Raw genomic sequence first — 13,599 nt, forward strand, 5'->3', positions numbered from 1 at the left:
ACACCTTTCCGAGCCCCCACTCCGACAACCCACCGCACGCCGGGTCCCACCGCGACCCGCCGCCCCCACGCGACGCACGCTCACGCCGTATACCTCCCCGCCGTCCGCCCATCCACCGCACTCAGATACGTCCGATGCGGCGCGGTGATCGCCACCATCGCGATGTCGTCGTGCTTGCGTGTGCCGATCCATTGCGAGGTGAGCATCTGGATCCGTTCCACCACCGCCTCGGCGGGCAGACCCGCGCATTCGGCGAGCCCGGCGGCGAGGCGTTCCTCGCCGAACAGGTCCTCGCCCATCGGCCCGCCGCGGGCCTCGGTGACCCCGTCGGTGTAGAGCAGGCAGGTCTCCCCGGGCGCGAGGGTCGTGCGGAACGTCTGCGCGGAGATCTTCGGCAGCGCGCCGATGAGAGTGCCTCGCGTGTCGGCGGTTTCGACGCGGCCGTCGGTGCGCACGATCAGCGGTGCCGGATGCCCGGCGCAGGTCAGCCGCAACCGGACCTGACCGTCGCGGCGGGCCACCGACGCCAGCACCAGCGTGGCGAACCGGGTGTGGTGCGAGGACAGCATCGCGCTGTTGAGCAGCCGCAGCACCCGCTCGTGGTCGACGGCCATGGGCGTCAACGCGTGCAGGGTGTTGCGGATCTTGCCGGTGAGCACCGCCGCCTCGAGTCCCTTGCCGCACACGTCCCCGAGCGCGACCAGTGTCTCCCCGTCCTCGTCACGGGCGGGATGGACGTCGTAGAAGTCCCCGCCGATCACCTCGTAGTGCTCGGAAGCCCGGTAGCCCCCGGCGAATTCGACGCCGTGCGCGCGTTGCAGCTTGGGCGGCAACAGATCTCGCATGAGCGTACCGGTGATCGCGGCCTGTTCGGCGTAGAGCCGCGCGGCCGACAGCGCGGCGCCCGCCCGCGCGGCGAACAGCCGCGCGAACACCTCCTCGCCCTCGCTGAACGCCATCTGATCGGTGTGCCGCAACAACACCAGCGCCCCCGCCGGAACCCCGTGACCGGGCAGCGGAGTGATCACCACCGACCCGACCGGCCCGGCGAAATCGTCGGGAATCAACCACTCCGGCACGCTCGCCGGATCGATCCACCGCGACGGCACCGGCGGAAACCCGCGCAGCGCCTCGGTGAGTCCCGCGACCGCGTCCGGATCGGCGATCACCGTCCGCTGCCGCACACTGCCGTCGGCACAGCCGTGCACGATCGGAAGCCGTTGTCCCTGTGCGGGAGCCACGAGCACCGCGGCGTCCGCGAGATGCCGGGCGGCGAGCCGGACCGCGGCGGCCATGCACCGGTCGACGTTCAGCGACGACATCAGCACCGTGGACGCCTCGGCGAGCAGCGCGGCCCGTTCCCGCTCGCGCGCCAGGGCCGCCTCGGCCTCCCGCAGCAACCGGCCGGTGTCCTCCACCAGCCACCACATCACCTCACCGCCGGGCAGGGCCACGGGGTGGGCGTCGAAATCACGTCCGGCCACACTGCCGGACACCGCCACCGGTTCGTCCACCTCGTGCGCGCCGCACAGCCATTCCGGCCCCACGTCGCGCAGGGCCGCGCCCGGCGAAACACCGGGTAACACCGTTCGAACGGGATCGTTGACCGTCACGACGACACCCGCGGAATCGACCACGAGCACCGGATACGGAAGAGCGGTCCACGAATTACCGAGACCAGTCTCGACTTCCACGAAAGCCCCCTTGGGCGTTGGTGATCTGCCGCGGGGGACAGCGAGCTGCTTCACCGACCCGAGGGCACACCAGCCGAAGTCGTTCTCGTTCGAAGCTATCGCGTGGAACCAGTGGAGACAAATCCAGCCGTCGGGGGCGACGACGGACACCTGCGTGTCCTCCGATAACCGTACCCCGCCGAATACCCGCGTCGGTCAGCGGGGAATCCGGGCGGCGACGCACCGGGCGGGAAGCGCGGTCGCCCCTCAAGAAATCCGAACCGGCCCGCCGGTCGCATACCGGCGGGCCGACAATCGAATTCGGGCTCAGTCCAGCCCCGTCACCTCCTGGGCGATCGCGGCCACCCGCGTCTGTGCGGCCGAGACCACACCCTGCCGCTTCTTGTGCGCCTCCTCATAGGCGAGCACCACCCGCACATCGGCCGGATCGTCCAGCTGCTTGATCGCGGCCACGGCCTGATTGGTGGTCAGGTTGTCGTAGTCCGGAATCGGCAGCTCACCGGGCTCGAGCACGCCGACCGTGGCGCGGGTGGCGTGCAGGCTGTCGGCCGCCTCGTCGGCCCCCTCCCGGCGGGTGACCCGTTCGGCCGCCTCGAGCGCGGCGTCGCGGGAGGCCGTGACGGTCTCGGCCGCCACCTCACCCGCGCGCGCCCCCCGCGAGAACAACTCGTTGAGCGTGGGCGGCGTATTGCGGAACGCGTCCAGCGCGCGGTCCAGCCCACGCGTATACCAGGTGACCGGAATGACCACCAGCTTCACCATCGTCCCCGTCGCCGCCTGGAAAGGCGTGCGGCGCAAGGCCGCCGGGCCGCCGAGCGCGTCCTCGGCCAGCACCGTGGTCAGCCAGTCGACGGTCGCCGCGTGCGCGGTGACCAGCCGATCCGCCAACTCGACCACCTCGGGCCGTTCGGCGGTGGTGGCCAGCGCCTTGACATAGCGCGCCCGGTCGAGCAGCTGATGTTCCAGCGCGAGGTCGCCGAGCAGGGCCTCGTCGAACGGCTGGGCCTGCTCCGCGATCGCCTTGACCGTGGCGGCGGCCCGCCCGAGAAGGGGACCGACCACCTCCGGAAAACCGCCCAGCTCGCGGATCGCGGCCTCGATATCGGCCGCGCGGGCACGCGCGTTGTCGGCGTTCTCCGTCAGCTCGCGGCGCACGGCCTCGGTGCGCGCCTGCGCGATCCGGGTCTCGGCCACTTGGGTTTCGGTGTGGGTGAGCTCGAGGATCGCGCGTAACTGGGTCAGCAGGGTGGTGGTGTCGTGTGTGCTCATGGATCTCGTCCTTCGACGTCGACTCTCGATGCGGCGCAACGATGCACCAGTGATTCGGCTACCCGCCCCCGTCGCGGGATAACGTCAGGCGCGGTGAATCGTCGTCAACTCCGCCAGACCGGACAGCTCGAGCACCGGTTCGAGCAACGAGGTCGCGATCAGCTCGAGCCGGTCGGCGTGCTGCAACAGCAGACTCAACCCCGCGCTGTCCAGATATTCGACGCCGACGAGATCGACCACCAGCGGACCGGAGTCCCGATCCAGTTCGGCGGCAAAGGTTTTCGCGTTGGACATGTCGATCTCGCCGATCGCGGTGAGCACGGGCGTCCCGTCGGCGCGGCGGCCGTGCGCGAAGGAGAGGGGCGTGGGCATCAGGGGATCCTCGTCTTCATGGCGACGGTCGTTCCGGTGGGCGTGGAGGTGATGTCCACGTGTTCCATGAGGGCGCGCATCAGATGCGTTCCGCGGCCGCGGTGGCTGTTGCGGACCGGATCGGGCGTCTTCCAGCGGCCCGTGTCGGAGACGGTGAGCTCGAGCCGATCCATCGACACCTCGGCCCGCAGCCGGATGTCCTGGCCGGGCGCGTCGCGGTGGCCGTGTTCGATGGCGTTGGCGCACGCCTCCCCCGCGGCGACGAGGATGTTCTGGGCGAGCGCGCGGGGAATATCGCTGCGCCGCAACCAGTCTCGTAACGCGTGCCGCACGGGCGGGATCTGCGCGGCGATCGCGGGGAAGACGATGTCCAGCGGCGCGGGATGCCGGTAGAGCAGCAGCGCCACGTCGTCGACGAATCCCTCCCGGGGCGCCATGCGCGCCATGATCCGGGTCGCCAGTTCGTCGACGATCAGGCCGCGGCCCTCCCGCAGCGCGTCGCCCGCCTGCTCGATGCCGACGGTCAGCGAGCGGCGGCGGCGTTCGACCAGCCCGTCGGTGTAGAGCATCAGCGTGGCGCGCGGCGGGATACGGCAATCCGCTTGCGGGCGAACGTTTCCCGGCCGCACCGCCAGCGGGAGCGAGCGGCCCGCGTCGAGCAGCGCCACGGTGCCGTCGCGCCGGGTGAGGATCCCCGGCGGATGCCCCGCGCTGGCGTAACTCAGCTCCCCCGTCTCGGGCGTGAGAACGCCGCAGAACACGGTGGTGAAGCGCGCCCCCGGCACACCCGCCGCGAACTGGTCGAGCGCCGCGAGAGTCTGTGCGGGACTTGCCTGTTCGAGCAGCAGGGCGCGACACGCGCTGCGCAACTGCCCCATCACCGCGGCCGCCGCCAGCCCGTGCCCCACGCAGTCGCCCACCACGATCCCGATCCGCTCGTCCGGCAACGGCACCACGTCGTACCAGTCCCCGCCGACTTCCAAAGGCCGCGTGGCGGGTTCGTACCGCACGGCGAACCCCGCCGGCAACCGCGCGGGCCCCAGAATCGCCCGCTGCAACGCGATGGCCGTAGCCCGCTGCTGATCGATATCGTGCGCCCGAGTCAACGCCTGCGCCACATGCCCCGCCAACAACCCCAACAACTGCTCGTCCTCCCGCCCGAACCCACCCCTCCTCCCCAACTCCACCACCACCGCCAACCGCCCCTCCGGATGCCCCACCCCCACCCCCACCCAACTCCCCTCCCCCACCACCCGCAAAGGCACCTCCCCCGCCACCCGCTCCAAAACCCCCCGAACCGCCTCGTCCAACACCTCCCACCGCCCCCCACTCCCCCACTCGGACAACACCTCTGAACCCGCCACCCCCTCAGCCCCACTCAGCGGCTCGGCCAGAGACTCCCGCCCCGAAAGCACTTCATCGCCAGTTGGCGAAACGGACCGCGACTCCCCCCGCGACGACCCAGCGACCACGGACTGCTGCTCCGACAGCGATTCCCGACGCGAGGGCGCCTCGGCCCCAATCTCCTGCTCCGACAGCAACTCCCGACCCGAAGACACCTCGCTATCGGACGGCGACTCCCCACAGGACGACCCATCGGCCCGAGTCTGCCGCTCCGACAGCGAATCCCGACGAGAGGGTACCTCGGCCCCAATCTCCTGCTCCGACAAAGACTCCCGGCCCTCGCCACAAGTCGGCGGGACAGACGGCGACTCCCCCTCGGCCCCAATCTCCCGCTCCGACAGCGACTCCCGATGCGGCGACACCTCGCCGCCGGTCGCCCCCGGACGCGCGGACGCCTCGCTGGGTGCCGTCGGCACGTTCCGCGGCCGCTGGTCCTCCGTGCTCGTGATCGTGGGGGCCTCATCGTCGGTGAACAACGCGGCGATGACCTCCTCCGCATGCCAGAGGCGCTTCAGTTCATCGATGGCCACCGCTACCACGGCGCTCGGGTTGGTGGCGTCGGCGATGCGGGTGCTCAAAGCGGCGAGGGCCGTTTCGCGTTGGGCGGCATAGCGTTCGGCGGTGACGTCGCGGAGGGTGCCGACCAGGGCGCGGCGGCCGGTGTCGGGGTCGCGGACCTCGTTGCAGGCGAGGCGGAGCCAGAGGCGGCGGCCGTCGCGGTGGACGGCGGGGACGGTGTGGGTGCCGCGGCTCTCGCGGCGGACGCCGGCGAAGACGCGCTCGATCAAGGCGACCGCTTGGGGGTCGGATTCGGCGCGGGGCCACCAGGGGTGGATCGGCCGGTACGGCAGGCCCTCGGGGCCGTAGCCGAGGGTGTCGGTGAACGCCGCGTTGATCTCGATGACCGCACCCGTCGCGTCGCAGACGAAGAACGCCTCCTGCAACGAGTCGATCAGCGCCGCACGCCACCGCGAATGGTGCCCGCGCAGCCGGGCCAGCTCGATGGTGGCGCGCACCCGGGCCAGCAGATCGGCCGCGGCGAACGGCTTCACCAGGTAGTCGTCCGCCCCGGCCCGCAGCCCCTCCGCGGACGCCTCCTGCCCCGCGCGGGCCGACAGCAGCACCACCGGCACCGACGCCGTGCGCGGATCGGCGCGCAGCGCGTTCACCAGCGCCAGCCCGTCCAGACCGGGCATCATCACATCGGCGACGACCAGATCCGGCACCCCCGCGCGCACCGCGTTCAGGGCCTCGCGACCGTCGGCGACCGCCTCGGCCCGATAGCCCGCGCCGCGCAACAGCCGGGTCAGGTAATCCCGCATATCGGCGTTGTCATCGGCCACCAGCACCCGCGCGTCGGGCGAATTACTCACCGCCGCAACGACTTCGGCATCCGACTCGGCGTCCGGCAGCCACCGCCACGCCTCCTGCACATAGGGTTCGGCGCTGTCGTCCGCCACGGGCGCCTCGCCGGGCGCGGCGATCGCGGCGTCGGCCAGATGCGCCCGCCCGAAGGGCAGCCGCACCGTGAAACTGGTCCCGACCCCTTCGGCCGATTCCGCGTCGATGGTCCCGCCGTGCAGCACGACCAACTCCCGCACCAACGCCAACCCGATGCCGCTGCCCTCGTGCGAGCGGGCGCGGGCGTTCTCGACGCGATGGAACCGCTCGAACAGCCGCGGCATCTCCGCCGCGGGCACCCCCACCCCGGTATCGGCGACGGTCACCACGGCCTCCCCGCCGTCCTCCCGGACCGCCACCCGAATCGTTCCCTCGAAGGTGAACTTCAGCGCGTTCGACAGCAGGTTCAGGATCACCTTCTCCCACATGCCCCGATCGACGTACACCGGCCGCGGCAACGGCGGGCAGTCGACCTCGAGCCGCAGCCCGGCCTTCTCCACCGCCGACCGGAACACGCTCGCCAATTCGGCGGTGAGCCCGGCCAGCTCGACCGGCTCGTGACGCGCCCGCATCCGCCCGGCCTCGATACGCGAGAAGTCCAGCAGCGAGTTCACCAGCTTGCCGAGCCGTAAACCGTTGCGGTGCACCAGTTCCAGATCCGCGCGCACCGCCGGATCGGCCTCGCCCAGCCGCTCGCGCAACTCCCGTACCGGATCCATGATCAGGGTGAGCGGCGTGCGGAACTCGTGGCTGATATTGGCAAAGAAGATGGTCTTCGCCCGATCGAGTTCGGCCAGTTCCTCGGCGCGGCGGCGCTGTTCGGCATACCCCCGCGCCCCCGCGATCCCGGCCGCGAGATGCCCGGCGACGAGCTGGACGAAATCCCGGTACGCCGCGTCGATCGGCCGATACCTGTTCAATCCCGCGACGAGCAGCCCCAGCGGCGAATCCCCTTGCCGCCGAAGCGGAACCACCAGCGCGTGGGTCGGCGGCTCGGCCCATTCGCCGGTCGGCAGCTCCCCGAAGCGCGGATCGTCGAGCGGGATCGGCTCGGGGCCCGCCGCCAGCGGCCACGGGTCCGCCGGGTCCGCGGTCAGCTCCGCCGGGGCCGCCGGATGTCCCGTACCGATCCCGCTGCTCGCCCGTAGCCGGGCCAGGCCGTCGCCGTCGAACAGATAGAGCAGGGTGAAGGGCAGATCGCGGGGGTTGCGGGCCAGTTGCGCCGCAACGAAATCCAGCATCTCCCCTTCGGTACGGATCACGGACGGGTCCGAGCCCAGATCGCGCAGCGTCGCCATCCGCCGCGCCCCGATGACCCGTTCGGTCTCCTCACTGACCACGCACAGCATCCCCACCACCGCGCCCGCGTCGTCGCGCAAGGGGCTGTAGGAGAAGGTGTGGTAGGTCTCCTCCCGATACTCCGACCGTTCCAGGAACAGCAGCAGCGCCTCGTCCCAGGTCGCCTCGCCGGTGGCCAGCACGCTCTCGATGCGCGGGCCGATGTCGTGCCAGATCTCCGCCCACACCTGCCGCGCCGGACGGCCCAGCGCCCACGGATACTTCCGGCCCAGCGTGTCCCGGCGGTAGGCGGCGTTGCAGAAGAACGTCAGCTCCGGGCCCCACGCCATCCACATCGAGAACCGGGACGACAGCAGAATGTTCACCGCGGTCCGCAGACTCTGCGGCCAGCCCCGCGGATCGGCGAGCGGCGTGGCGGCCCAATCCACCGCCGCCAGATCGCGTCCCACCTCGTCGTCCGCGGCGAAGACGCCCCGGCTGCCCGCCATCGGCTGTCCTCTCTTCCGGCCTCGCGCGAATGATCGTTCCACTCCCGGTACCGAAGCGTAGGCGCAATGGCATAACTTCGACGAAGCTGGGCATGCTGATCACCGACCCCGAACTACCAGGAGAACCGTGACCAGACCGACTCTCACCATCACCCACGACGTCCGCCGCAGTGACATCCAGGTACTGACGGTGAGCGGGGAACTGGATCATTTCACCTCCCCCCAACTCACCGCCGTCCTCGACGACCTCCCCTTCACCCCCGGCGGCGGCGTGATCCTCGACCTCTCCCCCTTGCTCTACTGCGATTCCACCGGCATCTCGGTATTCCTCACCGCCCACCAGCGAGCCGAATCCGCGAACTGCCCCCTCCTCCTGGCCGCCGCCACCCCCGACCTCCGCCACCTCTTCGAGGTAGTAGGCCTCGACCGCCTCCTCAACTTCACCCCCACAGTCGACGAAGCCCTCACCCACCTCACCCCGGAATCCGACTCCCACGCCTGCTGATTCGCCGGGGCCACAAGCCCCCGACTCCCACGCCTGCCTGATTCAACGGAGGCGCAAGGCTCCACAGCCGCGCCTGCTGATTCGTCGGGGCCACAAGCCCACCGACTCCCGCACTGCCGATTAAGCGGAGGCGAAGGCCCGACCCTCACGTCTGCTGACTCGCCTGGCCACGAGCCCACCGACTCGCACGCCTGCTGATTCGCCAGGGCGCAAGGCCCACTGCCGCGCCTGCTGATTCACCGGGCCACAAGCCCCCGACTCAGCGCACCGGCACCACGGCTCCCGCCGTGATCGCGGGCGCGACCCAGCGGCGCAGGAACGCGCGCAATTCGGCCCCGTTTCGGGTGGCGGGCATGGGGTCGACCACGAACGAGAGCAAAACGCGCAGCAGGTATTCGATGACCTCGGTCAGGGTGGGGCCGGTGTAACCGTGTGCGGCCCAATCGATCTCGGAGCGTTCGAAGAGGCGGCGGGAGATGTCGAAGGCGACCTCGCCGGTGGCGGCGCGGGAGAAGACCGTGGGCTGGCCGGCGGACAGCAGCAGGCCGAGGTAGCGGTCGTGCGGCAGGCGCTCGACGGTGTAGGCGACGGCCTCCACGGCCATCTCGGCGGGATCGGTGATACCGCGCAGGTGGGTGAGGAGGCGCTCGAGATACTCCTCGGCGGCCGCGTGGCCGACCGCCGCGAAAAGGTCCTCGGTACTGGGGAAATGGCGATAGACCGTCTGCCGGATCACGCCGAGTTCCGCCGCCACGTCCGACAGCCGCGCCTTACCCGCGCCGTGCCGATCGATACAGCGCATCGCCGCGTCGATGATGCGGGCGCGCGCCTCGGCGGAATCCCGTGGCGGCGAACCGTTCCAGGGCGCCCGCCTCATACGGCCGCGTACCGCCGGTCGGTCAGCGTGCGCAGCTTCCGCAGGAAGCGGCGGAACGTCAGATTCATCACCGGCCGGAACAGCCGCAGCGACACCTCGGTCGCCCGATCCCCGCTCATGGCGAGGGTCCAGGTCAACCGGCACCCCTCGGCGGTCGGCACGATATCGTAGTTCTCCGCGAACGCCGTGATCCCCTTGACCGTCGAAGCATTGAACCGAAACGCCATGCGCCGGAACGGTTCCCACACCAGGAACTCCTCGTCGCCGACCATCCCCGCCCGCATCCGCACGGTGCGCGTCGTGCCCACCCCGCGCGGTTCCGGACTGGTCCACTCGACATGGGTGATCACCGACGCCCACTTCGGCCAGGTGCCGGCCTGGGCCAGCACCTCGAACACCTGCTCGGGCGTGACGGCCAACTCGACGCTGTTGACGAAGCGGTGCCGCGCGGTCGCGGTGAACGACGCGTCCACGAGTTCGCACGGATGGAGTTCGGGCACGGGTTACCTCTCGGTCGTCTACGGATTCGGCGGGGTCAGGAGGTGAGCCGACGGCCCAACTTGGTACCGAACCCGTACCGAATCATGCTTTCCAGATTGCGAATCGCCTTCTCCGAGTACGGGTATCGAATGCTGCCCTGCTCGAAACCGCGGTCGATGAGCACGGGCTGGGCGTGGGTGAACCCCAACAGCCCGTCGGTCCCGTTGACCCGCCCGACCCCGCTGTCCTTGCGCCCGCCGAACGGCGCCTCGGGCACCCCGTACACGACCGACGCGTCGTTGTGCACCACCGAACCGGTGTGCAGCCGGGCGGCGATGCGGCGCGCCTTGGCGGCGTCCTTGGTGAACACCGAGCCGCTCAGCCCGTACTTGCAGTCGTTGGCCAGCCGGATCGCCTCGTCCTCGTCCCGTACCCGGGTGATGGTGACGATCGGCCCGAAGGTCTCCTCGGTCATGAGCTGCATCTCGTGCGTGGCGTCGACGACGACGGTCGGCTGGAAGTACAGCCCCTCCCCGGTCGCGGGCGCGCCGCCGACCACGATGTCGGCCCCCTTGGTCTTCGCGTCGTCCAGATGCCGCGTGATGACATCGAGCTGACGGTCCCAGAACAACGGACCCATATCGGCCTCGCCGGGCCCGTAAGTGACCGCGCGCGCGATCTCGGTGACGCGCCGGACGAATTCGTCGGCGACGCTCTCCACGACATAGATCCGCTCGACGCTCATACACACCTGCCCGGTGTTGAACATCGACAGATACACCGCGCCCGCCGCGGCCTGCTCGATATCGGCGTCCGCGCAGACGATCATGGCGTCCTTGCCGCCCAGTTCGAGCGTGTAGGGCAGCAACCGTTCGGCGCACGCGGCGGCGATCTTGCGGCCGGTGCCGACGCTGCCGGTGAAGCACACCTTGTCGATGTCCGCGCCGACCAGCGCCGCCCCGGTCTCGCCGTCGCCGTGCAGGACCTGCAACACGTCCTCGGGCACCCCGGCCTCGTGCAGGATGCGCGCGACCCATTCGCCCGAGCGCGGCGTCACCTCGGAAGGCTTGAGCAGCACGGCGTTTCCGGCCAGCAGCGCCTGCACCACCGGGTTGAGCGAGAGCACGAACGGCCCGTTCCACGGGGTGATCACCCCGACCACGCCGAGCGGCTGTTGCTGGATGTAGAGCTTCTTCAGCATCCGCAGCGACCCGTGCAGCCTCTGCCGCCGAGGTCGCAGCGTCTTGTCCGCGTGCGCGCTCCAGTAGTTGATGAAGTCGCACGACGGCACGATCTCCACCATCAGCGCCTCGACCCGCGGCTTACCGGTCTCCGCGCACACGGTGGCGACGACCTCGTCCCGCCGCGCCACGAGCACCTCGACCGCCGCCCGCACCACGGCCGCCCGGTCCTTCACCGACCGCGCACCCCACTCAGCCTGCGCCGCACGCGCTTTCGCCACGGCGCTCGCCACATCCGCGGCGGTGGCGACCTCGATCTCATCGATGGGCCGCCGATCGACCGGACTGTCCAGAGCGAGCCGACGGCGCCCGTCGGCGGTCTCGGGAACCGAGCGAACGATGGCCATGAGCTCTCCTCGAACGTGAAACGCGTTTCTCTTCACTACCCGTCATGCCTGGCAGACGAGACCGAATCATACGTACGCGAGAGCCGTGTATGACCGATTCGACGGATCTGTCCCGCTGAGTGGACAACTCGATGTTCCGGGTGGTCGATAGTTGGCTACGGGTTGCGCTCCACCCTCAATGGACACCCAGCTACGGCTTCGATACGGGCAACGCACCGCCCTCATTGGACACCCGGCTACGGCTTCGACACGGGCAACGCACTGCCCCCATGGGCACCCGGCTACGGCTTGAATACGGGCAACGACGCAACAAACGCCTCGGCCTCGCGATGCGAGCGCACCCGCACGAACGTCAGGTGCGCGAACTCCGGATCCCGCTCGGCGGCGAGGAACCGGGCGCGATTGGTCGCGTGGGATCGGTACGCCCACATGATGATCGAACGCTGCGGGTCGCGGGAGAGCAGGTCGCGCCAGCGCTCCCGGTTGCCGTTCCACAACTCGCGCCGCAGCACCAGGCGCAGCAGGGTCCGCCGGACGACCTGCGTCATCACCAATGCCAGCGGCAGATCGAACCACACCACGGTATCGGCCTGCCGCCAGACCAGATCCCCCAGCTTCCCCCGATAGTTCCCATCGGCGACCCACCCCCCGACGGCGAGCCGCTCCGCCACCGCGGCCCGAAACTCGCTCTCCCCCAAGGGCTGCCAATCCGCCTGATGATGAATGGCATCCAGCTCCACGTAGGCGACCCCGAGCCGCTCCGAAATCCGCCGCGCCAGCGTGCTTTTCCCCGACCCCGAGGTCCCCACCACCGAAATCCGCCGCGTCACACCCACCGGGCCATTAGACCTCGAACCCCGCGCGACGGCCACGAAGCCAGCCCTATACCTCCAACTCCTGCTCGATGGTCTTCAACCGATGCCGAGCCAAAGCGAGGTTGCCGCGCGAGCGATCGAGGGCGAGGTAGAGGAACAAGCCCTTGGAGCGGGCGTCGGTCATCGGCCGGATGATGTGGTACTGGCTGGACAGGCTGATGAGGATGTCCTCGATGTCGTCCTGCATCCCCAGCTGCTCGATGGTGCGCAGCTTCGCCCGCACCACTTCGGTATTGCCCGCGGCGGCGACCTGGAGGTCCAGGTCCTTGGAGCCGCCGAGCGTGCCCAGTGCCATCCCGCTGTGGTAGTCGACCACGGCCGCGCCGAGCGCGCCGTCCACCGACATCATGTCCTTCAGCGCGACATCCATATTCGACATGTGCTTGATTCCCTTTATCCGTTCGGTTCCTGGAGGGCCGAGATGATCTTCTTCGCCGCCGCGCTCAGCCGACCAAGGTTCACCGCCTGCGCGGTGCCCACCACGAGCAGCACGGTGCTGCTCATCGGGTAGATGCCGACGCAGCCGCGCTCGGATTCGAACAGCGTGGCTTGCAGCCGTCCGTGCGACGACAGCACCGCGAAATGGTCGCCGATGCCGACTGCCGCGGACGCGAGCGCCGAGCCCCGCAGCGCCACTTCGCTTTCCGACGCCTCGTCGGCCGCCCCACTGGCCGCGATGACCAGCCCGTCCCGGCTCGCGAGGAAAGCGTACGCCGCGTCGTCGATGTCCGCGCACACCGCGGTCAGCAGGTCGGCGACCTTGCGCGGTTCGCTCAGGGCGATGGTCAGCCGCCGGCTCACACCCGAACCGCCTGTTCGATCCGGCGCAGCAGATGCCGGGCCAGGGCGAGATTTCCCCGTTTCCGGTCGAGCACGAGATACAGGAACAACGAGCCTCGATCCGCCAACGGCATGATGATGTGATATTGCGACCCGAGCGTGACGAGAATATCCTCGACCTCGTCGTCGAGTTGCAATGCCTCGATCGCATTGACCTTGGCTCGGAATACCTCGGTGAGCACGGCCCCCGCCACATCCATATCGAGCAGAGAATTGCCCCCCTGCTTACCGAGAATCATTCCACTGGTGTGATCGACCAGCGCGATACCCAGCGCCCCGTCCACGGACATGCCATCCCTGAGGGCATCGTCCAAATTCACTTTTACTCCAACGTGATAGCCGCGCACTATGGCAGACGGCCCAATACCGGATTCGCACAGTACCACCCGTTCCGCAGGGGCGACAAGCGCTGTAAGAATGCCACCGCGGGCGCGCGGTCATATCCTTCGACTATCGCGCGAATCAATTCCATATCACAGCCCAGAACGCAATCTTGCGTTTTCAATA

12 protein-coding genes are annotated in these 13,599 nt (G+C 69.5%); 1 reads left to right on the forward strand and 11 read right to left on the reverse strand.

Annotated elements, in window-relative coordinates; all coding sequences use genetic code 11:
• Window positions 1-80: 80 nt before the first annotated feature.
• The 4 genes from ACWDSJ_RS17325 to ACWDSJ_RS17340 all read right to left on the reverse strand — a co-directional run bounded on the left by ACWDSJ_RS17325 (window position 81) and on the right by ACWDSJ_RS17340 (window position 7,927).
• Window positions 81-1,694, reverse strand: a complete 1,614-nt coding sequence (locus ACWDSJ_RS17325) for a PP2C family protein-serine/threonine phosphatase (RefSeq protein ID WP_450033085.1) — start codon at window positions 1,692-1,694, stop codon at window positions 81-83.
• Window positions 1,695-2,000: 306 nt separating this feature from the next.
• The gene (locus ACWDSJ_RS17330; RefSeq protein WP_450033087.1) at window positions 2,001-2,963 is read right to left on the reverse strand and encodes a ferritin-like domain-containing protein; all 963 of its coding nucleotides are present in this window, start codon (window positions 2,961-2,963) and stop codon (window positions 2,001-2,003) included.
• An 84-nt stretch (window positions 2,964-3,047) separates the two neighbouring features.
• Complete coding sequence (locus ACWDSJ_RS17335) at window positions 3,048-3,335, reverse strand: STAS domain-containing protein (protein ID WP_387362123.1); 288 nt, start codon at window positions 3,333-3,335, stop codon at window positions 3,048-3,050.
• Complete coding sequence (locus ACWDSJ_RS17340) at window positions 3,335-7,927, reverse strand: SpoIIE family protein phosphatase (RefSeq protein ID WP_450033089.1); 4,593 nt, start codon at window positions 7,925-7,927, stop codon at window positions 3,335-3,337. The genes ACWDSJ_RS17335 and ACWDSJ_RS17340 overlap by 1 nt, the downstream gene beginning before the upstream one ends.
• Window positions 7,928-8,054: 127 nt before the next feature.
• On the opposite strand from ACWDSJ_RS17340, the gene ACWDSJ_RS17345 reads away from it, so the two are divergent.
• Entirely contained in the window at window positions 8,055-8,432 is a 378-nt protein-coding gene (locus ACWDSJ_RS17345) for an STAS domain-containing protein (protein WP_450033091.1), read from the forward strand.
• A 259-nt stretch (window positions 8,433-8,691) separates the two neighbouring features.
• On the opposite strand, the gene ACWDSJ_RS17350 is transcribed toward ACWDSJ_RS17345, so the two are convergent.
• From ACWDSJ_RS17350 to ACWDSJ_RS17380, 7 genes are all read right to left on the reverse strand, one after another.
• Window positions 8,692-9,309, reverse strand: a complete 618-nt coding sequence (locus ACWDSJ_RS17350) for a TetR/AcrR family transcriptional regulator (protein WP_450033093.1) — start codon at window positions 9,307-9,309, stop codon at window positions 8,692-8,694.
• Entirely contained in the window at window positions 9,306-9,809 is a 504-nt protein-coding gene (locus ACWDSJ_RS17355; protein ID WP_450033095.1) for an SRPBCC family protein, read from the reverse strand. Before ACWDSJ_RS17355 ends, ACWDSJ_RS17350 begins: the two co-directional genes overlap by 4 nt.
• A gap of 35 nt (window positions 9,810-9,844) precedes the next feature.
• Complete coding sequence (locus ACWDSJ_RS17360; RefSeq protein WP_450033097.1) at window positions 9,845-11,377, reverse strand: aldehyde dehydrogenase family protein; 1,533 nt, start codon at window positions 11,375-11,377, stop codon at window positions 9,845-9,847.
• Window positions 11,378-11,658: 281 nt separating this feature from the next.
• On the reverse strand, window positions 11,659-12,213 hold the full coding sequence (locus ACWDSJ_RS17365) for a hypothetical protein (protein ID WP_450033099.1): 555 nt from the start codon (window positions 12,211-12,213) through the stop codon (window positions 11,659-11,661).
• A 46-nt stretch (window positions 12,214-12,259) separates the two neighbouring features.
• Entirely contained in the window at window positions 12,260-12,631 is a 372-nt protein-coding gene (locus tag ACWDSJ_RS17370) for a hypothetical protein (protein ID WP_450033101.1), read from the reverse strand.
• A gap of 14 nt (window positions 12,632-12,645) precedes the next feature.
• On the reverse strand, window positions 12,646-13,053 hold the full coding sequence (locus tag ACWDSJ_RS17375) for a roadblock/LC7 domain-containing protein (RefSeq protein WP_450033103.1): 408 nt from the start codon (window positions 13,051-13,053) through the stop codon (window positions 12,646-12,648).
• Window positions 13,050-13,412 carry a hypothetical protein gene (locus ACWDSJ_RS17380; RefSeq protein ID WP_450033105.1) on the reverse strand — a complete coding sequence of 121 codons (363 nt, stop codon included), beginning with the start codon at window positions 13,410-13,412 and terminating at the stop codon, window positions 13,050-13,052. The genes ACWDSJ_RS17375 and ACWDSJ_RS17380 overlap by 4 nt, the downstream gene beginning before the upstream one ends.
• Between the last annotated feature and the right edge of the window lie 187 nt (window positions 13,413-13,599).

It is taken from the genome of Nocardia sp. NPDC003482 (genome assembly GCF_053588115.1).